The sequence below is a fragment of the Burkholderia multivorans ATCC BAA-247 genome, assembly GCF_000959525.1.
GTDB lineage: Bacteria > Pseudomonadota > Gammaproteobacteria > Burkholderiales > Burkholderiaceae > Burkholderia > Burkholderia multivorans.
On the sequence record NZ_CP009831.1, the window covers coordinates 1,609,589 to 1,631,877 of the forward strand.

The window sequence follows — 22,289 nt, forward strand, 5'->3', positions numbered from 1 at the left end:
TAGGAATGTCCGGCTAACGCATGCCCGGCCGTAATGCCGGGATACACCTTTCACAGAAACGCACCGATCTGCACAAGGAGCGAAAGCCATTTTGCGGTAAAGTTATCTTTTCTGCGCGTGGCCGGTCGGCTCGCCACTGGACATCCGTCAGGACTGTCCGCCGAGACCGCCGCAAGGCGTCGTTCTGAACGTCATTCGATTCGACCCGATCCGCTCCCGTAGCATGACCACCGAAGCAATCACCACGGACTCCCTCGCGGTTGCCGAGCGCGTGCGCGAGCTGATGACCCGCAACGGCATCGGCAAGCGCCAGCAGACCACCGAGCTGTGCCGCATCCTCGACCTGAGTTTTTCACAAGGCCACCGCAAGCTGCGCGGCAGCAGCCCGTGGACACTCGCGCAGATCAAGAAAGTCGCCGAAGCGTACGGCGAACCGGCCGCCCAGCTGTTCGGCGCCCAGACGCTCGACCCCGGCATGGTCGGCGCGTGCTCGCAAGACGCGATTCTCTATGCCGGTGTCGCCGAGATCCCGTGCACCGCATGGATCGGCGCGCCGCTCGAAGCCGGCGCGCGCCCCGAATTCGTCGCGTACGAACAGAACGGCCGCTGGCGCGTGCTGCGCCACACCGGCGTGTTGTACCAGAACGCGTACGACGTGCACAAGATCGAAATCTATCCGCGCCGTGCGGAAAGCGACAAGCTCGTCGTCGCGGTCATCGATCCCGATCGCGTGAGCGCGACCGAGCTGTGCCGCTATCTCGAGCGCCAGGGCTTCGCGACGGCGTCGTTCGACGGCTTGACCGCCTTCGTCGATGCGCTGCAGGGTCAGGCGTTCGACGCGGTCGTCACCGAGTGGCTGTTCGACGACTGCACGGCCGCGACCGCGATCAAGGCCGTGCGCACCTCCGACAATCCGGGCGCGCCGATTTTCGTGCTGACCGGCGATCTGCTGACGGGCCGCGCGAGCGAAGCCGACATCAGCGAAGTGATCCGTACGTTCGACGTCGTCTGCTACGAGAAGCCGGCGCGCATGGCGATCCTCAGCGCCGATCTCGCGAAGCGGCTCGCACGCGGATAACACCGCACACGGCGGCCGCCCGCGGCTTCGTCAGTACAATAGCCGGACCCGTTCACGCGACGCCGGCATCCGCCGCCCGACTCCATGGCCCGCCTCATCCCTGACGACTGGAAAAATCTCGCCGCGACCGGCGCTGCCGAACGCGAACGCGAAACGCTCGCCGCACTCGAACACGCGCTGCCCGACGGCTACACCGTCTACCACGGCGTGCACTGGACGCGCGCCGACCAGGGTTTTTCGGTGTTCGGCGAGACCGCGTTCGTCGTCGTGAGCCCGGCCGGCCGCGTGCTGCTGATCGAACTGAAGGCCGGTTTTCTGCGCGAGACGCCGAAAGGGCTCGTGAAGGTGTATCTGCAGACCGAGCGCAACGTCGCGATCCAGCTCGCGCGCACGCAGGAAACGCTGCATCGCCGGCTGACGGCCGCGTTCGGCGCCGGCGTCTACGGGATCGACGCGCTGCTGTATTGCCCGGACTACGCGATCCGCCAGACCGCGATCGCCGGCGTCGCGGCCGACCGCATCGTCGATGCGTCGCGCAAGGCGCAGCTCGCGCAGGTGATTTTGCAGATCCTGCCCGAAGACGAAACGCCGCTGCCGAACGCCGCCAGGATCCACCACTTTCTCGCCGACGAGCTGGCGCTGACGCCCGACACGAGCGCGCTCGTCGGCCAGGCCGGCACGCTCGTCACGCGGCTGTCGGGCGGCCTTGCCGCCTGGGCGCGCCAGCTCGAGTTCACGCCGTTCCGGCTGCGCGTGACGGGCACCGCCGGCTCCGGCAAGACGCAGCTCGCCGTGCAGGCGATGCGCGATGCGGTCGCGGCCGGCAAGCGCGTGCTGTACGTCTGCTTCAACCGGCCGCTCGCCGACTACATCGCGCGGATCGCGCCGGCGGGCGCGACGGTCGCGAACTACCACCAGCTGTGCGACTGGGTCGCGCGCGACGGCGGCTATGTGCCGGACTTCCAGGCGCCCGGCGCGTTCGAGCAGCTCGAAGCGCGTTTCGCGCAGACGCCGATCGCCGGCCGCTGGCGCTTCGACGTGCTGATCGTCGACGAAGGACAGGATTTCCACGCGTCATGGGCCGCCGCGCTCGAGCGGCTGCTCGCCGCGGACGGCGCATGGTGGTGGCTCGAGGATCCGCTGCAGAACCTGTACATGCGCGAGCCGGTCGCGCTGTCGGGCTGGGTCACGCTGAAGGCGCTGACGAACTACCGCAGCCCGCGCGACGTGCTCGAATTCGTGCGCGACATCGTCGGGCGCGTCGAACCGCTCGCGAGCGAACTGCGCTCGGGCAGCCCGTTCGACGGGTCCGATCCGTCGGTGTCGGCATACGGGGAACCGGATGCGTCGGCCGACACGCTCGCCGACGCCTGCATCGACGCGACCAAGCGCGCGATCACGCACGCGCTGTCGCTCGGCTTTCGCAAGCAGGACATCGCGGTGCTGTCGTACCGCGGCCGCGAAGGGTCGGTGCTCGCGCCGCTCGACCAGCTCGGCCCGCACCGGCTCAAGCGCTTCACCGGCACGTACGACCTGTTCGGCAACCCCGAGTATCGCGACGGCGACGTGCTGCTCGATTCGATCCATCGCTTCAAGGGACAGTCGGCGCCGTGCGTGATCCTCACCGAGGTCGACTTCGCGTCGCTCGACGCGCGCGCGGCCCGCAAGCTGTTCGTCGGCGCGACGCGCGCGACGATGAAGCTGCTGATCGTCGCGTCGGCGCGCGCCGCCGCGCAATTGACGGCCGCCTGACGCGGCCGCGTGCGCCGGCTCAGGCGACGCGGAACGCGCCGACCGCGCGCCGCAAGCCCTCGGCCTGCTCTTCGAGCGACGCGGCGGCAGCCGCCGCCTGCTCGACGAGCGCAGCGTTCTGCTGCGATACCTGATCCATCTGCGACACGGCGCGATTGACCTGCTCGATGCCGTCGCGCTGCTCGTTCGACGCGGCCGCGATCTCGGTCATGATGCCGGCGACGCGCGCGATCGCCTGCTGAATGTCACGCATCGTTTCGCCCGCGACGCCGACGAGCCGCGATCCGTTCGCGACGCGCTCGACCGACTCGCCGATCAGCGTGCGGATTTCCTTCGCCGCGGACGCCGAGCGCTGCGCGAGCGTACGCACCTCGCCGGCGACCACCGCGAAGCCGCGGCCCTGCTCGCCCGCGCGCGCGGCTTCGACCGCGGCATTCAGCGCGAGGATGTTGGTCTGAAACGCGATGCCCTCGATCGTGCCGATGATGTCGGCGACCTTCTGCGAACTCTGGTCGATCTCGCCCATCGTGCCGATCACTTCGCCGACGACCGTCGCGCCGCGCGTCGCGATCTCGCGCGCGTCGTCGGCGCAGGCCTGCGCCTCGAGCGCGTGATCGGCGTTCTGCTTCACGGTCGCGGTCAGTTGCTCCATGCTCGCCGCAGTCTGCTGCAGCGCGGCCGCCTGTTCCTCGGTGCGTTGCGACAGGTCCGTATTGCCGGCCGCGATCTGGTGCGTCGCGGTCGAGATCGCGTCGGAGCCGTGCGCAACCTGGCGCACCGTATCGGCGAGGCTGCGCTGCATGCCGGTCACGCCCTTCACGAGTTCCGCCATCTCGTCGCGCGACGTCCAGCGCACTTCCGACGTCAGGTCGCCGTCGGACAGCCGGCGGAAATGCATGAGCAGCCGGTTGACCGGCTGCGTGATCGCGAAGTGCAGGCCGATCGCGCAGCCGAGACACGCGGCAACGCCGAGCGCGATGCCGGCGATCGCGCCGGCGCGCAGCCAGTCGTAGCGCGTTTGCGCGGCGTCGTAGACGGCGCGGCCGCGTGCGGCCTGAAACGTGTCCAGCGCATCGGTCGCGCGCGTCAGCGCGACCGACAGCGGCGGCGCGACCGACATCAGCAGCCGGTCCGCGTCGTCTCGCCGGCCTTCGCGGATGGCATCGGCGAGCGGCTTCAGCGCCTGTCCGATCAGCGCCTGGCGCGCGGCGTCGAGCCGGCTCGCGAGTGGCGCTTCGTCGGCATCGTGCGGCATCGCCGCGTACGTGCCCCATGCGGCATTCGCCTTCGCGAGGTAGTTCTCGGCCTTCGCGACGAGCTCGGGCAGGTCGGGCGCCTCTGGATGCAGCACGGCGCGATCGAGCGTGGTGCGCACGATCGTCAGGTTCAGCGTGGCGGCCGCCAGCGCGGTCTTTGCGGCGAGCTGGCGCGTGTACGCCTCGTCGAGTGCGCGGTTCGAGCTTTGCATGCCGGCGAGGCCGATCAGCCCCGACACGACGAGCAGCCCCGCGACGAGGCCGAGCGTGGAAAAGATGCGGGTGCGGATCGAGAAACGGGAAAACAGGGCGTTCAGATTCATGACGGCACGGGATCGAGAAAAGCGCCGCGACCGGCGGACGCGGCACTCTGGATTACGGTTCGCCTTCAGAAAACTTGAGTCCGGCCCCGTTTCGCCCTGATCTCGATCAATTTGGCAAGTCGGCAACGCACCGTTACGACTGCAACAATTCGAGCCCAAGCAGAAATTGACTAGTCATCTATCGACGACTATATTTCGAGCAACTTCCTGCCATGGCAGATAATTCAATGCAAACCGATATCCTTCCCTCGCCGTCCGTCGACACCGTCGCGCGCCGCGATGCGCCGACGGCGCCGATCATGGCGGCGCTGCTGCTGGTGATGCTGTTGTCCGCGCTCGATCAAACGATCGTGTCGACCGCGCTGCCGACGATCGTCGGCGAACTCGGCGGGCTCGACCGGCTGTCGTGGGTCGTGACCGCATACCTGCTGTCGTCGACCGTCGTGCTCCCGCTCTACGGCAAGCTCGGCGATCTGTACGGCCGCAAGATCGTGCTGCAGGTCGCGATCGCGCTGTTCCTCGCGGGATCGGCGCTCTGCGGGATCGCGCAGGACATGACGCAGCTGATCGCGCTGCGCGCGCTGCAGGGCCTCGGCGGCGGCGGCCTGATGGTCGTCACGATGGCTGCGATCGGCGATCTCGTCCCGCCCGATCGCCGCGCACGCTATCAGGGGATGTTCGGCGGCGTCTACGGGCTCGCGACGATCGTCGGGCCGCTGCTCGGCGGTTTTCTCGTCGAGCATCTGTCGTGGCGCTGGATCTTCACGATCAACCTGCCGCTCGGCTTTCTCGCGCTCGCCGTGATCGGCATCGCGTTCCGGCCGCATACGGCGCACGTGAAGCACCGCATCGACTACATGGGCGCCGCGTTCCTCGCGACCGCCCTCACCTGTGTGATCCTGTTTACCAGCGAAGGCGGCTCGTTGCTGCCGTGGTCGTCGCCGCAGCTCTGGATGACGCTCGTGCTCGGGCTCGTCGCGATCGGCGGGTTCGTGTACGAGGAACGGCTCGCGGCCGAGCCGATCATGCCGCTCGAGCTGTTCCGGCATCGCACCTTCGTGCTGTGCTGCGCGATCGGCTTCGTCGTCGGCGTCGCGCTGTTCGGCTCGGTCACGTTCATTCCGCTCTATCTGCAGGTCGTGAAAGGCTCGACGCCGTCGCAGGCCGGCATGCAGCTGCTGCCGATGATGGGCGGGATGCTCGCGATGTCGGTCGCGAGCGGCCGGCTGATCGCGCGGCTCGGCTCGTACCGCGCGTTTCCGATCGCCGGCACGCTGATCGGCGGCGTCGCGATGGTGCTGCTGTCGACGCTGTCGCTCGACACGCCGCTGCACACGATGTACGCATACATGGCGCTGCTCGGCATCGGCCTCGGGATGGTGATGCCCGTGCTCACGCTCGCCGCGCAGAACACCGTCGCGTTCCGGCACATGGGCGTCGCGACGTCCGGCGCGACGCTGTTCCGCTCGATCGGCGGCTCGATCGGCGTCGCCGCGTTCGGTACGCTGTTCTCGCACGGCCTGCGCGCGCGGCTGATCGATGCGCTGCCGGCCGGCACCGAGCTGCCGGCCGCGCTCGGTCCCGGCACGCTCGGGGAGCTGCCCGAGACGGTCCGCAGCGCATACCTGCATGCGTTCGCTGGTTCCCTGCATGTCGTCTATCTGGCCGCGGCGACGGTGATCGCGATCGCGTTCGTGCTTGCCTGGTTCGTCGAGGACGCACCGCTGCGCACGCGCGGCTGACGGATGCGGCGGCGCCGCTTCGCACGGCCGCCGACACCCGGGCCAGCGCCGCGCCCGCCGATCGCGGAGCAGGCGCCGGTGCCGCCCGCTTTACCTGCCGGCCGCGCGCCCGCATAGTAGCGGTTTCGTCCGATCCGACTTCGCCATGTCCGCTGCTCCCGCCTGTACCGTCCGCGACGCGACCGACGCCGATCTCGCGGCGATCCAGGCGATCTACGCGCATCACGTGCGCCACAGCGTCGCGTCGTTCGAGGAAGTCCCGCCCGACGTCGCCGAACTCGCCGCGCGCCGCGACGCGGTGCTGCGCCACGGGCTTCCGTATCTCGTCGCCGAATGCGACGGCCGCGTCGCCGGCTATGCGTATGCGACGCCGTACCGCCCGCGGCACGCCTACCGATACACCGTCGAAGATTCGATCTACATCGACGACGCGCAGCGCGGCCGCGGCATCGGCCGCGCCCTGCTCGCCGCGCTGATCGCGCGCTGCGAGGCGGGCCCGTGGCGGCAGATGATCGCGGCGATCGCGGACGGCGGCACCGGCGGCTCGACGTCGCTGCATCGCGCCTTCGGCTTCGCGCCGGCCGGCACGCTGCAGGCGGTCGGCTTCAAGCACGGCCGCTGGATCGACATCGCGCTGCTGCAGCGCCCGCTCGGCGAGGGCGCGGCCACGCTGCCCGCCTCGCCCGCGCAAGGCGCGTCGCGCTAGAATGGCCGCATGCCGAAACAGACTCCTCCTCCGTCCGACACCGCCGCCGACGAAACCCGCAACGAGTACACGGTGGACGAACTCGCGCGCGTGTCCGACACGACCGTGCGCAACGTCCGTGCATACCAGGATCGCGGGCTGCTGGCGCCGCCCGAGAAACGCGGGCGCGTCGGCATCTACGACGATACGCACGTCGCGCGCCTGAAGCTGATCAATCATCTGCTCGCGCGCGGCTATACGCTGTCGAACATCCAGGATCTGATCAAGGCGATCGACGAAGGCCACGACCTGCGCTCGATCCTCGGCCTCGAAAACGCGATCGGCGGACGCTGGTCGCACGAACGCCCGAAAACCTATTCGCTGGCCGCGCTCGCGCAGATGTTCGGGCCGCAGACGCCCACGCAGCTCGCGCGCGTGACCGAACTGGGGCTGCTCGAGCGGCGCGGCATGTCGTTCGTCGCGAAGAGCCCCGCGCTGCTCGAAGCGGCGGCCGCGATGACGAAGGAAGGCATTCCGCCGCGCGAACTGCTCGACGTGATCAGCCTCGCGCGCCCGCACTTCGACGCGGTCGCGCGGCTGCTCGTCGATCTCGTCGTCAAGCAGCTCGACCGCTACGATGCGGGCACGCTGCCGCCGGCAACCGACGTGCCGGCGCTCGTCGACGCGATCTGGCGTCTGCGTCCGCTCGCGGCCGTATTCGTCGAGGCGGAGATGAACCGCGCGCTCGAAAACGCGGCCAGCGCGTACCTCGGCGGCCGCGTCGCGACGATTCTCGATCGCAAGCTCAGCGACGAAGCCGCGCGGCAGGCCGGTGCGCCCGAGGCGCACGGCAGCGGCGGCAAAGCATAAGCGCGCCGCTTTCATATTCATATCGGCATTGCTTCGTTGGCGGGCGCGAACGCCCATGCGACGATTCTTCCACCCGAGCGGCATGCCGCTCTCCGAAGACGTCACGCATGGAGTTCGTTCGATGATTCGTTTCCCCCGCTGGATCGCCCGCACCGTCGCCACCGCACTCGTCGCACTGTCGGCCGCGTCCGTCTGCGCGCCGGCGAGCGCCGGCCAGGTCGTACGCATCGGCTATCAGAAGGCCGGGCTGCTCGCGATCATCCACGCGCAGCATTCGCTCGAAGCCCGGCTGAAGCCGCTCGGCTACGACGTGCAATGGTTCGAGTTTCCGGCCGGCCCGCAGCTGCTCGAAGCGCTGAACGCGAACGGCATCGACTTCGGCTATACGGGCGCGCCGCCGCCCGTGTTCGCACAGGCGGCCGGCGTGCGCTTCGTATACGTCGGCGCGGAACCGCCGGCGCCGCACAACGAGGCCGTGTTCGTGAAGGCCGATTCGCCGATCCGCTCGGTGGCCGAGCTGCGCGGCAAGCGCGTCGCGCTGCAGAAAGGCTCGAGTGCGAACTACCTGCTGCTCGAAGCGCTGAACAAGGTCGGCGTGCGCTACGACGAGATCCGCCCGGTCTACCTGCCGCCCGCCGATGCGCGCGCCGCCTTCGAAAGCGGGCACGTCGACGCGTGGGCCGTCTGGGACCCGTATTACGCGGCCGCGCAAAACGCGCTGAAGATCCGCACGCTGTCCGACTACACGGGCCTCACGCCGACCAACAACTTCTACGAAGCGACGCGCGATTTCGCGCAGCAGCATCCCGACGTGGTTGCCGCGATTCTCGCGCAGGCGCGTGAGACCGGTGCATGGGTGAACAGTCATCCGGCCGAGACGGCCGCGCTGATCGCGCCGACTGTCGGCATGCCGGCGCCGCTCGTCGAAACCTGGATCAAGCGCGTGCCGTTCGGCGCGGTGCCGGTCGACGAGAAGATCGTCGCGGTTCAGCAGCGTGTCGCCGATGCGTTTCTCGCGGCGAAGCTGATTCCGCAGAAGCTGAACGTCGCCGACAATGCGTGGATCGACCGCCGCGTCGCGGCCGCGCTCGCCGCGAAGTAGACCTGACGCGTGCCGACGGGCGGCACGACGCGCTCGCGAGCGCCCGGCGGCGGAAACCGGCGCACTAGAAGGATTCGCCGGTTTCGGCCCGCCCGTTGTTGCGGATAATGGCCGTCGATCCGCGCGTCGGCGCTACCGGCTGCCGCCACGCGTCGACAACGACGATCCGGAGACCGCGCTTGCTCGCCACGCTTCCCGCCACCTATCGCCGACTATGCCCGCTGGCCGTCGCCGCCGCGCTGCTGTACGGCGTGTCGCTCGCCGCTGCGCCGTATCGCGGACAGTTCGCCGCAAAAGCCGCGATGGGCATCGTGCTGCTGGCCGCCGGCAGCACGCTGCGCGCACCGCGCGAACGCGCGTGGCTCGTCGCGGCGCTCGCGGCCGCCGTGCTCGGCGACGTGCTGCTCGCGCTGCCCGACTCGCCGTTCACGTTCATGGGCGGCCTCGGCGCGTTCCTGCTGACCCATCTGTGCTACTGCGCGATCTTCTTGCGCTGGCGTGCCCGGCCGCACGGCGGGCGCGTGGCGGCGCTCGTCGTGCTCTGGATCGCGGCGCCCGCGTTCTATGCCGCGTTCTTCCCGCATCTCGGCCAGCTCGCGGTGCCGGTCGCGGTCTATATGCTCGTGCTCGTCGCGATGGCGAGCTTCGCGCTTGCCGCCGATACGCATGCGCCGCTCGTCGCGATCGGCAGCCTGATCTTCGTCGGCTCGGACACGCTGATCGGCGTCGAGCGCTTTCTCGGCAGTTTTCCCGGCATCGGCCCCGCGATCTGGGTGCTCTATGCGCTCGCGCAAGTCGTCATCGTGACCGGGGTTTTCCATGAGACGACCGCCCGCACGGTCCGTCCCTGATTCCGTTTCAAACAGCCGTCCCGTCCGTTCTCGCGCGAAACCGCGGCCGTTTTCCGGCCTGCGCCGGGCGTCCGCGCGCTTTCCGCAGTGCGGAAAGCCGTCCGTTCCAAACCGCGCTGCGCCTTGCCGGGCGCGGCTTCCGGCCCTTAGAGCGGCGCTTCTAGTGGCTTGCGATTTCCCGGCTCACCCACTATCGTTACATCAACCAATGTAACATTAAAAAATGAGCCCAATCGGAGACACCCGGATGAATGCTCGCACGTTGCCTTTCGGCCCGCCCGGCCATGACGGCCCGGACGAAACCATCGACATCGCCATCATCGGCACCGGCTTCGCCGGGCTCGGGATGGCCATTCGCCTGCGGCAGACGGGCGTCACGGATTTCGTCGTGCTCGAGAAGGCGGCCTCGGTCGGCGGCACGTGGCGCGACAACCACTATCCCGGGTGCGCCTGCGACGTGCAATCGCACGTCTACTCGTTCTCGTTCGCGCCGAATCCGCGCTGGACGCGCATGTTCGCGCCGCAGCCCGAGATCCGCGCGTATCTCGAAGACTGCGTGCAGCGCTTCGGGATCGGCCCGCATCTGCGGATGAACCACGAACTGCAGCGCGCCGAATACGACGAGCGCGCGCAGCGCTGGCGTCTGACGTTCTCGAACGGCAAGCGGCTGTCGGCGCGCGTGCTGGTGTCCGGCATGGGCGGCCTGTCGCGCCCCGCGCTGCCGGCGATTCCGGGCGTCGAGGATTTCCGCGGCCGCGCGTTCCACTCGCAGCAGTGGGATCACGCGTATCCGCTCGAAGGCAAGCGCGTCGCGGTGATCGGCACCGGCGCGAGCGCGATCCAGTTCGTGCCGCAGATCGCGCCGCGCGTGAAGTCGCTCGCGCTGTTCCAGCGCACGCCGCCGTGGATCATGCCGAAGCCCGACCGCAGCCTCACGCGGTTCGAACAATGGCTGTTCCGCACGCTGCCGTTCACGCAGAAGCTCGTGCGCAGCGGACTCTACTGGATGCTCGAATCGCGCGTGCTCGGCTTCGCGATCCATCCTGGGCTGATGAAGAACGTGCAGAAGCTCGCGCTGCGCCATATCCGCAAGCAGGTGCCGGACCCGGCGCTGCGCCGCGCGGTCACGCCCGACTACACGCTCGGCTGCAAGCGCGTGCTGATCTCGAACGACTATTACCCGGCGCTGTCGCGCAGCAATGTCAGCGTCGTGACGACCGGCATCGCGCGCATCGAAGCGGACGCGGTCGTGACGACCGACGGCACGCGTCATGAGGTGGACTGCCTGATCTACGGCACCGGCTTCCAGGTCGCCGATCCGTTCCCGCGCGGCGCGATCGTCGGCCGCGGCGGCCTCGACATCGTCGATGCATGGCGCGACGGCGCGCACGCGTATCTCGGCACGACGCTGCCCGGCTATCCGAACTTCTTCATGATCGTCGGCCCGAACACCGGGCTCGGTCACAACTCGATGGTGTTCATGATCGAGTCGCAGATCGAATACATCCTCGGCGCGCTGCAGGCCATGCACCGCGAGCGCGCCGATGCGATCGAGGTGCGCCCGACCGTCGAGGCGCAGTTCAACAGCGAGCTGCAGCGCAAGCTGAAGAAGGCGATCTGGTCGACGGGCGGCTGCAAGAGCTGGTACCTCGATCCGCGCACCGGCAAGAACACGACGCTGTGGCCGGGCTTCACCTGGCGCTTCCGCCAGGCGACCGCGCACTTCTCGATCGCCGATTACCACGCGTATCGCGCGCCGCACGATGCCGCGCACGCGGCCGCGGCGCCCGCCCCTCGCGCTTCCGCTTCGGCCGAAGCAGCCTGACCCGGACAAGGAGCAAGGACATGAAAGATTTTGCCAACAAGGTCGCGGCCATCACGGGCGCCGGCTCCGGAATGGGCCGCTCGCTCGCGGTGCAGCTTGCGCAGGCCGGCTGCCACGTCGCGCTCGCGGACAAGAACGGCGTCGGCCTCGCCGAAACCGAACGGATCGTCCGCGCGATCGCGCCGAACGTACGCGTGAGCTCGCGCGTGCTCGACGTCGCCGATCGCGACGCGATGTTCGCGTGGGCCGACGATACGGCGCGCGAGCACGGCAAGGTCAACCTGATCTTCAACAACGCGGGCGTCGCGCTGTCGAGCACGATCGAGGGGATGGACTACGCCGATCTCGAATGGATCGTGAACATCAACTTCTGGGGCATCGTGCACGGCACGAAGGCGTTCCTGCCGCATCTGAAGGCCGCCGGCGAGGGCCACGTGATCAACACGTCGAGCATCTTCGGCATCTTCGCGCAGCCCGGCATGAGCGCGTACAACGCGACCAAGTTCGCGGTGCGCGGCTTCACCGAATCGCTGCGGCAGGAACTCGACATGATGAAGTGCGGCGTGTCGGCGACTTGCGTGCATCCGGGCGGCATCCGCACCAACATCGCGCAGTCGAGCCGGATCGCGAAGAACATGGTCGGCTTCATGATCGAAAGCGAACAGCAGGGCAAGGACGACTTCGAGAAGTTCTTCATCACGAGCGCCGACGATGCCGCGCGCACGATCCTCGCCGGCGTGCGCAAGAACAAGCGCCGCGTGCTGATCGGCCGCGACGCGAAGGCCGCCGACTGGATGGCGCGGATCCTGCCGGCCGCCTATCAGGCGCTCGTCGTGCTCAAGTCGCGTCAGGAGGCCGCGAAGGCGCGCCGCCGCGCGGCACGCTTCGGCACGCCGGCAAGCGCCCCGCTCCACGCCACCTACAACAACGCAGGCAATCAAGGAGGAAAACAGTCATGAGCACTCCGCAGATGATGCCGGTGCGGCGCGACGTCCGCTTCGCGCTGCCGCCCGAGCGCGCGCGCGACTGGCACGTGCAGGGCGTGCCCGTCACGCATTTCATGAACGCGCTGTCGCTGCTGTTTCCGGCCGGCGAGCGATTCTTCATGGATTCGGTGCGCAACTATCGCGACCGCATCGACGATCCGGAGCTGAAGAAGCAAGTGCTGGGCTTCATCGGACAGGAAGCGATGCATACGCGCGAGCACATCGAGTACAACGATCTGCTGCAGGCATCCGGTCTGCCGGCGCACAAGCTCGACAAGCGCCTGTGGACGATCCTCGGCTGGTTCAAGAAGGTGCTGCCGCATTCGATGCAGCTCGCGATCACGATCGCGCTCGAGCACTACACGGCCATTCTCGCGAACCAGCTGCTGTCCGGCCACGAGCATCGGATCGACGGCTCCGTCGAAGGCTATCAGCAGATGTGGATGTGGCACGCGATGGAAGAGACCGAGCACAAGGCCGTCTCGTACGACGTGTGGAACGCGGTGATGAAGCCCGGCATCGGCCGCTATCTGCTGCGCACCGGCACGATGCTGATCACGACCGTGATTTTCTGGACCATCGTGTTCGACTTCCATGTACGGCTGATGCTCGCGCATCGTCGCCGTCACGGCAGGTTCGGCGGCATGTGGCGTCTCGTCAAGTATCTGTACGGGCCGAAGCACGGCGTGTTTCCGAGCATCGCGCGCGAATGGCTCGACTATTTCCGGCCGGGCTTCCATCCGTGGGATCACGACAACCATCAGTATCTGCAGGGACTCGACACGCTGCTCGCGAACATCGACGCGACCAACGCGCGCTATGCGGCACAGGCCGCGCCGCGCCGCGTGCCGCTGCATCCCGTCGCGCAGGCATGATGCGATGGCGCGCGATCGCGACATGCTGACCGTCCGCTCCGGCGACGTGAAACTCGCCGTCTACGTCAGCGGCCCGCGTCGCGCGCCGCCGCTGATTCTCGTGCACGGCTATCCCGATTCGGCCGCCGTGTGGGCGCCGATTCGCGCACGGCTTGCCGGGCGCTATCGCGTGATCGCCTACGACGTCCGCGGCGCGGGGGCGTCCGATGCGCCGCGACACCGCGCCGACTACGCGCTCGCGCGGCTCGCGGACGACTTGAAAGCGGTTGCCGATGCGACCTGCGGCGACCGTCCGTTTCATCTGGTCGGCCACGACTGGGGGTCGATCCAGTGCTGGGAGGCTGTGACCGACCCTGCGTTTCGCGGGCGGATCGCGTCGTATACGTCGATCTCGGGCCCGTGCCTCGATCACGTGTTCCGCGCGAGGATGCGGCTCAAGCAGAGCCTGAAATCGTGGTACATCGCGTTCTTTCATCTGCCGATCGTGCCGTCGCTGGTCTGGCGACTCGGCGGCGCCGCGCTGTGGCCGCGTTGGCTGCAGCTGACCGAACGCGTGCGCGTCGAACGCGATCCGTCGCAATTGAAGAATGCGCTGAACGGGTTGCAGTTGTACCGCGCGAACTTCATCGCGCGCGCTAGCAAGCCGCGCGAGCGGTATGCGCAGGCGCCGGTGCAGATTCTCGTGCCGGTGCGCGACCGCTACGTGACGCCCGAGATGACGGTCGATCTCGATCGCTGGCTTGGCGAGCATGTGCGCGAGGAAATCGACGGGGCCCACTGGATCGTGCTGCGCGATCCCGACCTGATCGCGTCGCGGATCGACCGCTTCGCGTCCGCGCAGGAAGGCAAGACCGCGCCGGCGCCCGCGGCCGCCGCTCAGCCGGGCGTCGGCAGACGGCTGAACAGCGTCTCGTAGTCGATCACGAGGCCGTCGTCGTCGACGTCCATCTCGGCCGTGAAGTTGCGGAAGATCCCTTCGTAGCGATAGCGCCGGCCCGGCTCGATGCAGGTGTACGCCTGCTCGACGCGCGTCGCGGTCAGGTCGGGCACCGACACGTAGACGACATCGATCGGCTGCCGCTCGCCGCGCGCGAGCGCGAGGCGGCCGATCGGCAACGCATTCGTAAACGGCGTCGCCGCGATATCGATGTCGATGCAGCCGTCCAGCGCGGGCAGCGCCTCGCCCGCTCCGTCGCGCCAGTGGCCGGCGCCGTCGCCGTGCAGCTCGAGCGTGCCGCCGCCCATCACCTTGAGCACCGCGTAGGTCACGCGCCATCGCGGATCGCAGACGAGCCGATACGCGAGCCCATAGGCCCGGCCGTACCGCTGGCCGACCACCGCGCTTTCGACCACGATGCCGTCGCCGCTCCGCTCGAACGTCAGATGTTCGATGCCGTCGCCTTCGAGCGACGCCCAGCGCACCGCTTTCGTCATTCCGCCTCCTCGCACGCCCCACGGTGGGGCATCGCGCACAAATTCCGACTATCCAGAATTCCCTATTCCGGTGCATGGGATTGTGTCCTATGCTCGCGGCTCGTCCTGCTCCGCCGCCATCATGTTCACCGCACACTCTGCCACGCTGTCGATCGATCTGCGCATCCTGCTGCGCAGCATCGGCCAGATCGTGCTGCAGGCGAACGCGCTCACGGGCGCGCTGCTGCTCGCGGCGCTGGCGCTGACCGACCCGCGGCTCGCGTGCGCGGCGCTGCTCGGTGCGGCCGCCGCCAACCTGACGGCGGTGCTGACGGGCGCGCGTCGCGACGATCTCGAACAGGGCTTGCACGGTTTCAACGGCGCGCTCGCCGCGCTGGTCGCCGCCGTGTTCGCGCCCGATCCGCTGCTCGGCGTCGCGCTGTCGCCGTTGCCCGCCATCGGCGCGGCACTCGTGCATCGCGCGATGCGCGGGCCGCTCGCGAAATGGCGGCAGTGTCCGTATTCGAGCCCGTGCCTCGCGGTGTCCGCGCTCTGGCTGCCGTTTTTTATTGCGACGCAGCATGCGGATGGCGCGATCGGCGGCGCGGCGCCGACCTGGTCGGCCATCGGCCCCGCGCTGCTCGCCGGCGTCGCGCAGACCACGTTCGCGCAGGGCGCGTGGGCCGGCGCGCTGATCGTCGCGGGCATCGCGGCCGAGTCGCGCCGCGCGGCTGCATTCGCACTGGCGGGCGCGGTCGTGTCGACCGTGCTGCTGACCGCGCTCGGCGCCGACGCGGCATCGCTGACGAACGGCCTGCTCGGCTTCAACGGCGCGCTCGCCGCCCTCGCGCTGTTGCCGCGCGGCACGCGCGCGGCGCTCGCGGCTGCCGCGCTGGCCGCGCTGATCCAGTGGCTTGCGATGCGCGCCGGCCTCGTCGCGCTCACCGCACCGTTCGCGCTCGCGTCGTGGATCACGGTGGCCGTCGCGCGGCGCTTTACCCTCGGAGAACCCGATGTCGTCATTCGCACACCGTCCTGATGCCGTCAAACCGGGCGGCCCGATCTCGGACGCCGAACGCCGGCTGCGCGTGGACCTCGCAGCCGCATACCGGCTCGTCGCGCTGAACGGCTGGGACGACCTGATCTACACGCATCTGTCCGCGACCGTGCCGGGCGAGCCCGGTCATTTCCTGATCAACCCGTTCGGTCTGGCGTTCGACGAAGTCTGCGCATCGAATCTCGTGAAGATCGACCTCGCCGGCAACCGGATCGGCGACGGCGAGCACGCGGTCAACGTGACGGGCTTCGCCCTGCATGCGGCCGTGCATGCGGCACGCCCCGACGCGGTCTGCGTGATGCATCTGCACAATACCGCCGGCATTGCGGTGTCGATCCAGCGCGACGGGCTGCTGCCCGCGTCGCAGCATGCACTGCGGTTCCACGGCGATCTCGCCTACCACGACTACGAAGCACTTGCGTTCTCTCCGGCCGAGGGCGCGCGGCTGACCGCGAGTCTCGGCGCGAAATCCGCGATGCTGCTGCGCAACCACGGCACACTGACGGTCGGCCGCACGGTCGCCGAGGCGTATGTCCTGATGGATACGCTGATCAAGGCCTGCGACATCCAGCTGCGCGCACAGGCAGGCGGCGGGCCGCTCGTGCTGCCGGAGCCGGCCGTCGCGGACCGCACCGCCGAGCAATTGCGCGACGGCGGCGCGATCGAAGGCGAACTGGAATGGCCGGCGTTACTGCGGAGGCTCGACCGGATCGATCGGTCGTATCGCGATTGAGCGCGGCGGCGACGGCATCCGCGGAATCGATTTTTTCAAACCCAACCGGAGGTTTTTCCATGCCGACTTTCAATATCCAGTTGTTCGAGGGCCGCACGGTCGAGCAGAAGCGCCAGTTCGTCGAAGCGATCACGCGCGTGACGTGCGAAACGCTCGGCTGCGAACCCGGCTCCGTCGATATCATCCTGACCGATGTGAAGAAGGAAAACTGGGCGACCGGCGGCAAGCTGTGGAGCGAGCCGCGCTGAGCAGCGTTCCGGAATCAGCGTGTGTTCGGTGTCTTGGGCACACGCTAGGCCGATACCCGTTTTCCTTCTCGGCAATGTCATCGGCAAGCCGAATTGGCTGAAGCCGGCCGGCTGCCTCTACCGGTAGCCGCCGATTCGGATTCCGGCACGGCGTCAACCGCTGCAATGCGTTGGCGGGATGCTAAACAGGACGCGTAAATGATCTCCGACAAGCAAGTCGCAAGCGCTCTGAACGACATGATCCTGCAAATGGGAGCCGACCTGGATCGATCCCTGCTGACGGTTCAGGCATCATGTCCGGAATCGGAGTTCGTCGCCTATCGCGAATTCGTCTCGCAAGTAATGAGCACGATGCTGACCGACTTCATGAACCCGCTCTACACGCGGCATCCCGACCTCAAGCCGCCCGAACTGACTTGACGGTCGCTGGCCGAGTGATGGTGGGCGAAGCCGAGACTCGCAAGAACCCGGCCCTGCCCCGCCGCCGCGACCGCCGCGACCGCCACGACCGCCACGACCGCCGCGTCCACCGCACACAGCGCACGCCGCACCCGTTGTGCACTCGCACATCGCGTTGTCACGCAATCGGCGCATAATGCCGGGCAGACGCAGCAGCAACCGATGGCTCCACCCGACGAGGAGATCGCCATGGAAGCGAAGAACGAGGAAGTCGTCGCCCACCTGCTCTCCGACGTCGTCGAATTCGCGCGCGCGCGGCTTCCGGAAACGACGTTCCGCATCGTCGAGCCATTCCTGCGTCACTACTACGATTTCGTCGACGCGGACGATCTGCAAAACCGCAGCATCGCCGATCTCTACGGCGCCGCGATGGCGCACTGGCAGACCGCGCAGAAATTCGTCCCGGGCAGCGAGCGGCTGCGCGTCTACAACCCGATCCTCGAACAGCACGGCTGGCATTCCGATCACACGGTGATCGAGATCGTCAACGACGACATGCCGTTCCTCGTCGACTCGGTGACGATGGCCGTCAACCGCCTCGGCCTCGCGCTGCATTCCGCGCTGCACCCGGTATTCCGCATCTGGCGCGGCGGCAACGGCACGATCGAGCGCGTCGACGCCGGCGGCGCAACGCCCGACGACGGCCGTTCGCAACTCGCCTCGTTCATCCACTTCGAAGTCGATCGCTGCGGCGACGCCGCGTTGCTCGACACATTGCGCGACGACATCGGGCGCGTGCTCGGCGACGTACGCGCATCGGTCGAGGACTGGCCGAAAATCGTCGAAATCGCGCGCGCGACGATCAAGGACATGAAGACGCGCGAAGCGACGGCCGAGGACATCGAAGCGCGCGCGTTCCTCGAATGGATGCTCGCCGATCACTTCACGTTCCTCGGGCAGCGCGACTACGCGCTCGTGTCCGAGGGCCCCGGCTTCGCGCTGCGCGGCATCGAAGGCTCGGGCTTCGGCATCCTGCGGGAATCGCTGCGCTCGCCGGGCGCGCCCGACGTGACGCCGCTGCCGCCGGCCGCCGCGGCCATCATCTCCGGCGCATCGCCGATCTTTCTGACGAAGGCGAATTCGCGCGCCACCGTGCATCGCCCCGGCTATCTCGACTACGTCGGCGTGAAGCTCGTGGGCGCCGACGGCAAGGTGAGCGGCGAGCGCCGCTTCCTCGGGCTCTACACGTCGACCGCGTACATGGTGTCGAGCGCCGAGATACCGATCGTGCGCCGCAAGTGCGCGAACATCGTGCGGCGCGCCGGCTTCTTGCCGAAAGGCCATCTCGGCAAGTCGCTCGTGACGGTGCTCGAAACCTATCCGCGCGACGAGCTGTTCCAGGCCGACGAGGATCAGCTCTACGACATCGCGCTCGGCATCCTGCGGCTGCAGGAACACCAGCGCACGCGGTTGTTCGTGCGGCGCGACCGCTTCGACCGGTTCGTGTCGTGTCTCGTGTTCGTGCCGCGCGACAAATACAACACCGACCTGCGGCGGCGCATCGCGAAGCTGCTCGTCGATGCGTACAACGGCGTGAACGTCGAGTTCACGCCGCTGCTGTCGGAATCGGCCATCGCACGCATTCACTTCGTCGTGCATGCGGAGCCCGGCACGATGCCCGACGTCGATACGCGCGAGCTCGAAACGCGGCTCGTGCAGGTCACGCGGCGCTGGCAGGACGATCTCGCGGACGCGCTGCTCGACGCGTTCGGCGAGGAGCAAGGCAATCGTCTGCTGCAGCGCTACGCCGACTCGTTCCCGGCCGGCTACCGCGACGACTATCCGGCGCGCACCGCAGTGCGCGACATCGAGCTGATCGAGCGCGTGAAAGCGTCCGGCCAGCTCGCGATGAACCTGTACCGGCCGATCGAGGCCGGGCCGCGCGCGTTCCGCTTCAAGGTCTATCGCGCGGGCGAGCCGATCGCGCTGTCGCGTAGCCTGCCGATGCTCGAGCATCTCGGCGTGCGCGTCGACGAGGAACGTCCTTACCGCATCCAGACGCAGGATGCGGCGCCGGCATGGGTGCACGACTTCGGACTCGAGCTCGCCGACGATACGGAGTTCGACATCGAACGCGTGAAAGGCCTGTTCGAGGATGCGTTCGACCGGATCTGGAGCGGCCGGATCGAGAACGACGATTTCAACCGGCTCGTGCTGCGCGCGCATCTGAGCGCGCGCGAGGTCACGATCCTGCGCGCGTATGCGAAGTACCTGCGGCAGGTCGGCTCCACCTTCAGCGACGCCTATATCGAACGCGCGCTGACCGGCAATCCGGCCATCGCGCGGCAACTCGTCGAGCTGTTCGTGCTGCGCTTCGATCCGCGCATCGGCGACACGCGCGACGTGCAGGCCGAACGGCTGCTGAAGGCCATCGAGACCGCGCTCGATCAGGTGCCGAACCTCGACGAGGACCGCATCCTGCGTCAGTTCCTCGGCGTGATCAACGCGACCGAGCGTACGAACTACTTCGTGCACGACGCGAACGGCGAGCCGAAGCCGTACCTGTCGTTCAAGTTCGCGCCGGCGCGCGTGCCGGGGCTGCCGGAACCGAAACCGATGTTCGAGATCTGGGTGTATTCGCCGCGCGTCGAAGGCGTGCACCTGCGCGGCGGCCGCGTCGCGCGCGGCGGGCTGCGCTGGTCCGACCGGCGCGAGGATTTCCGCACCGAGGTGCTCGGGCTCATGAAGGCGCAGATGGTGAAGAACGTCGTGATCGTGCCGGTCGGGTCGAAAGGCGGCTTCGTCGTGAAGAATCCGCCGCCGCCGAGCGATCGCGAAGCGTGGATGCGCGAAGGCGTCGCGTGCTACCAGACGTTCCTGCGCGGGCTGCTCGATCTGACCGACAACCGCGTCGGCAACGCGATCGTGCCGCCGCGCGACGTCGTGCGCCACGACCCCGACGATCCGTATCTCGTCGTCGCGGCGGACAAGGGCACGGCCACCTTCTCCGACTACGCGAACGCGATCTCGCACGAGTACGGGTTCTGGCTCGACGACGCGTTCGCGTCGGGCGGCTCGGTCGGCTACGACCACAAGAAGATGGCGATCACCGCGCGCGGCGCGTGGGAATCGGTGAAGCGGCACTTCCGCGAGATGGGCGTCGACACGCAGACGACCGACTTCACGGTGGTCGGCATCGGCGACATGTCCGGCGACGTGTTCGGCAACGGGATGCTGCTGTCGCCGCATATCCGGCTGATTGCCGCGTTCGATCACCGGCACGTGTTCCTCGATCCGGCTTCCGACCCGGCGACGAGCTTCGCCGAGCGCAAGCGGCTGTTCGCGCTCGAACGCTCGAGCTGGGCCGATTACGATCCGGCCGCGATCTCGGCGGGCGGTGGCGTCTATCCGCGCACCGCGAAGACGATCCCGCTGTCGCCGGCCGTGCAGGCCGCACTCGGCATCGACGCGCACGCGCTGCCGCCGACCGAGCTGATCCGCGCGATCCTCCAGGCGCCGGTCGACCTGCTGTACAACGGCGGCATCGGCACCTACGTGAAGGCGACGCACGAAACGCATCAGCAGGTCGGCGACCGCGCGAACGACGCGGTGCGCGTCAACGGCGCGGACCTGCGCTGCAAGGTGGTCGGCGAAGGCGGCAATCTCGGCTTCACGCAGTTCGGCCGCATCGAGTTCGCGCAGCGCGGCGGGCGGATCAACACCGACGCGATCGACAACTCGGCCGGCGTCGACTGTTCGGATCACGAAGTCAACATCAAGATCCTGCTCGGCCTCGTCGTCGCGGACGGCGAGATGACGGAGAAGCAACGCAACGCGCTGCTCGCCGAGATGACCGACGAAGTCGCGCTGCTCGTGCTGCGCGACAACTACTATCAGACGCAGGCGCTGTCGATCGCCGGCCGCTACGGCGTCGAGCTGCTCGATGCGGAAGCGCGGCTGATGCGCTGGCTCGAACGCGCGGGGCGCCTGAACCGCGTGATCGAATTCCTGCCGACCGACGACGAGATTGCGGAACGGCAGGCCGCGAAGCTCGGTCTCACCTCGCCGGAGCGCGCGGTGCTGCTCGCGTACAGCAAGATGTGGCTCTACGACGCGCTACTCGAATCGGACCTGCCCGAAGACCCGCTCGTGGCCGCGATGCTCGTCGACTACTTCCCGAAACCGCTGCAGCAGCGTTTCAGCGAGCCGATGCGTCGCCATCCGCTGCGCCGCGAAATTCTCGCGACGCATCTGACCAATGCGCTCGTGAACCGCGTCGGCTGCACGTTCGTCCATCGGCTGATGGAGGAAACCGACGCGAAGCCGGGCGACATCGTGCGCGCCTGCATCGTCGCGCGCGACGTGTTCGATCTCGATGCGGTGTGGCGCGACATCGACGCACTCGACAACCGCGTCGCCGACGACGTGCAGGCGCGGATGTTCGTCGACGTCGCACGGCTGCTCGAACGCGCGGCGCTGTGGTTCCTGCGGCATCTGCATACGGGTGCGGGGGCCGGCGACGGCATCGCCGCACTGCTCGCGCGGTGTCGCGACGCGGTCGAGCGGCTCGCGCCGCAACTCCCCGCGCTGCTGCCGGCGGACGACCTCGACGCGCTGTCCGCGCGCCGGCGCGTGCTGACCGACGCCGGCGTCGATGCGGCGCTCGCCGCGCGTGTCGCGAGCGGCGACATCTCGGCCGCGCTGCTCGACATCGCGGACGTCGCGGCCACCTCGAATCGCGAACTCGAACTCGTCGCGGGCGTGTACTTCGCGCTCGGCACGCTGCTCAACTACGGATGGATCGGCGAGCGCGCGGCGTCGCTGCCGACGCCGACGCACTGGGACATGATGGCGCGCGCGGCGGCGCTCGCGGAAGTCGCGCGGCTCAAGCGCACGCTCGCGACGAGCGCGCTGGCGGAATCGCCGGAGTCGACGTCGCCGGAAACGATCGTCGCTGCGTGGCGCGTGCGCCGCGAAGCCGCGCTCGAACGTTACGGCCAGTTGCTCGCGGAACTGCGCGCATCGGGCGGCGCGAGCCTGGCGGTGCTGCTCGTCGTCGTGCGCGAGATCGCCGTGCTCGAGCGCGCGTAGCGT

At 68.4% G+C, this 22,289-nt stretch carries 18 protein-coding genes; 16 read left to right on the forward strand and 2 right to left on the reverse strand.

The features are described 5' to 3' along the window. The first annotated feature begins 223 nt into the window (after nt 1–223). Together NP80_RS09290 and NP80_RS09295 are read left to right on the forward strand one after the other, a co-directional pair. Nucleotides 224–1,078, forward strand: coding sequence for a helix-turn-helix domain-containing protein (locus NP80_RS09290; RefSeq protein ID WP_006396823.1), 855 nt, complete (start codon nt 224–226; stop codon nt 1,076–1,078). Nucleotides 1,079–1,162: 84 nt separating this feature from the next. Continuing rightward, nucleotides 1,163–2,830 carry an ATP-binding domain-containing protein gene (locus tag NP80_RS09295; RefSeq protein WP_006409761.1) on the forward strand — a complete coding sequence of 556 codons (1,668 nt, stop codon included), beginning with the start codon at nt 1,163–1,165 and terminating at the stop codon, nt 2,828–2,830. 19 nt (nt 2,831–2,849) lie between these two features. Here the strand turns inward: NP80_RS09295 and NP80_RS09300 are convergent, their stop codons facing one another. Further along, nucleotides 2,850–4,409, reverse strand: a complete 1,560-nt coding sequence (locus NP80_RS09300; RefSeq protein ID WP_006409765.1) for a methyl-accepting chemotaxis protein — start codon at nt 4,407–4,409, stop codon at nt 2,850–2,852. 227 nt (nt 4,410–4,636) lie between these two features. On the opposite strand from NP80_RS09300, the gene NP80_RS09305 reads away from it, so the two are divergent. From NP80_RS09305 to NP80_RS09345, 9 genes are all read left to right on the forward strand, one after another. After that, nucleotides 4,637–6,151, forward strand: coding sequence for an MDR family MFS transporter (locus NP80_RS09305; protein ID WP_006409781.1), 1,515 nt, complete (start codon nt 4,637–4,639; stop codon nt 6,149–6,151). Between the two features lie 145 nt (nt 6,152–6,296). After that, a complete protein-coding gene (locus tag NP80_RS09310; RefSeq protein WP_006396819.1) occupies nt 6,297–6,857 on the forward strand; it encodes a GNAT family N-acetyltransferase in 561 nt (186 codons plus the stop codon). A gap of 9 nt (nt 6,858–6,866) precedes the next feature. Further along, nucleotides 6,867–7,706 (forward strand): MerR family transcriptional regulator, encoded by an 840-nt coding sequence (locus NP80_RS09315; protein ID WP_012216835.1) that lies wholly within the window; start codon nt 6,867–6,869, stop codon nt 7,704–7,706. A gap of 121 nt (nt 7,707–7,827) precedes the next feature. Beyond that, the gene (locus NP80_RS09320) at nt 7,828–8,808 is read left to right on the forward strand and encodes a sulfonate ABC transporter substrate-binding protein (protein ID WP_035946506.1); all 981 of its coding nucleotides are present in this window, start codon (nt 7,828–7,830) and stop codon (nt 8,806–8,808) included. Nucleotides 8,809–8,987: 179 nt separating this feature from the next. Continuing rightward, the gene (locus tag NP80_RS09325; RefSeq protein ID WP_035946514.1) at nt 8,988–9,659 is read left to right on the forward strand and encodes a lysoplasmalogenase; all 672 of its coding nucleotides are present in this window, start codon (nt 8,988–8,990) and stop codon (nt 9,657–9,659) included. Between the two features lie 247 nt (nt 9,660–9,906). Further along, nucleotides 9,907–11,484 carry a flavin-containing monooxygenase gene (locus NP80_RS09330; protein WP_006409775.1) on the forward strand — a complete coding sequence of 526 codons (1,578 nt, stop codon included), beginning with the start codon at nt 9,907–9,909 and terminating at the stop codon, nt 11,482–11,484. 20 nt (nt 11,485–11,504) lie between these two features. Next, complete coding sequence (locus tag NP80_RS09335) at nt 11,505–12,443, forward strand: SDR family NAD(P)-dependent oxidoreductase (protein ID WP_006403242.1); 939 nt, start codon at nt 11,505–11,507, stop codon at nt 12,441–12,443. Beyond that, on the forward strand, nt 12,440–13,345 hold the full coding sequence (locus NP80_RS09340; protein WP_006403241.1) for a metal-dependent hydrolase: 906 nt from the start codon (nt 12,440–12,442) through the stop codon (nt 13,343–13,345). The genes NP80_RS09335 and NP80_RS09340 overlap by 4 nt, the downstream gene beginning before the upstream one ends. Before the next feature lie 4 nt (nt 13,346–13,349). Continuing rightward, the gene (locus NP80_RS09345) at nt 13,350–14,261 is read left to right on the forward strand and encodes an alpha/beta fold hydrolase (RefSeq protein ID WP_006409786.1); all 912 of its coding nucleotides are present in this window, start codon (nt 13,350–13,352) and stop codon (nt 14,259–14,261) included. Here NP80_RS09345 and NP80_RS09350 read toward each other — a convergent pair. Further along, a complete protein-coding gene (locus NP80_RS09350; protein WP_006409777.1) occupies nt 14,222–14,779 on the reverse strand; it encodes a putative glycolipid-binding domain-containing protein in 558 nt (185 codons plus the stop codon). The two genes, NP80_RS09345 and NP80_RS09350, sit on opposite strands and share 40 nt — an antisense overlap. Nucleotides 14,780–14,900: 121 nt before the next feature. Between NP80_RS09350 and NP80_RS09355 the strand changes: the two genes are divergently transcribed. The 5 genes from NP80_RS09355 (at nt 14,901) to NP80_RS09375 (ending at nt 22,286) form a co-directional block, all read left to right on the forward strand. Beyond that, a complete protein-coding gene (locus tag NP80_RS09355) occupies nt 14,901–15,797 on the forward strand; it encodes an urea transporter (RefSeq protein ID WP_045593390.1) in 897 nt (298 codons plus the stop codon). Beyond that, complete coding sequence (locus NP80_RS09360; protein WP_006403237.1) at nt 15,772–16,548, forward strand: class II aldolase/adducin family protein; 777 nt, start codon at nt 15,772–15,774, stop codon at nt 16,546–16,548. Before NP80_RS09355 ends, NP80_RS09360 begins: the two co-directional genes overlap by 26 nt. A 59-nt stretch (nt 16,549–16,607) precedes the next feature. Beyond that, on the forward strand, nt 16,608–16,796 hold the full coding sequence (locus NP80_RS09365; RefSeq protein ID WP_006411948.1) for a 4-oxalocrotonate tautomerase: 189 nt from the start codon (nt 16,608–16,610) through the stop codon (nt 16,794–16,796). A gap of 198 nt (nt 16,797–16,994) precedes the next feature. Continuing rightward, nucleotides 16,995–17,216 carry a hypothetical protein gene (locus tag NP80_RS09370; RefSeq protein ID WP_006403235.1) on the forward strand — a complete coding sequence of 74 codons (222 nt, stop codon included), beginning with the start codon at nt 16,995–16,997 and terminating at the stop codon, nt 17,214–17,216. A 228-nt stretch (nt 17,217–17,444) separates the two neighbouring features. Beyond that, entirely contained in the window at nt 17,445–22,286 is a 4,842-nt protein-coding gene (locus NP80_RS09375; protein ID WP_006411946.1) for an NAD-glutamate dehydrogenase, read from the forward strand. Nucleotides 22,287–22,289: the final 3 nt, after the last annotated feature.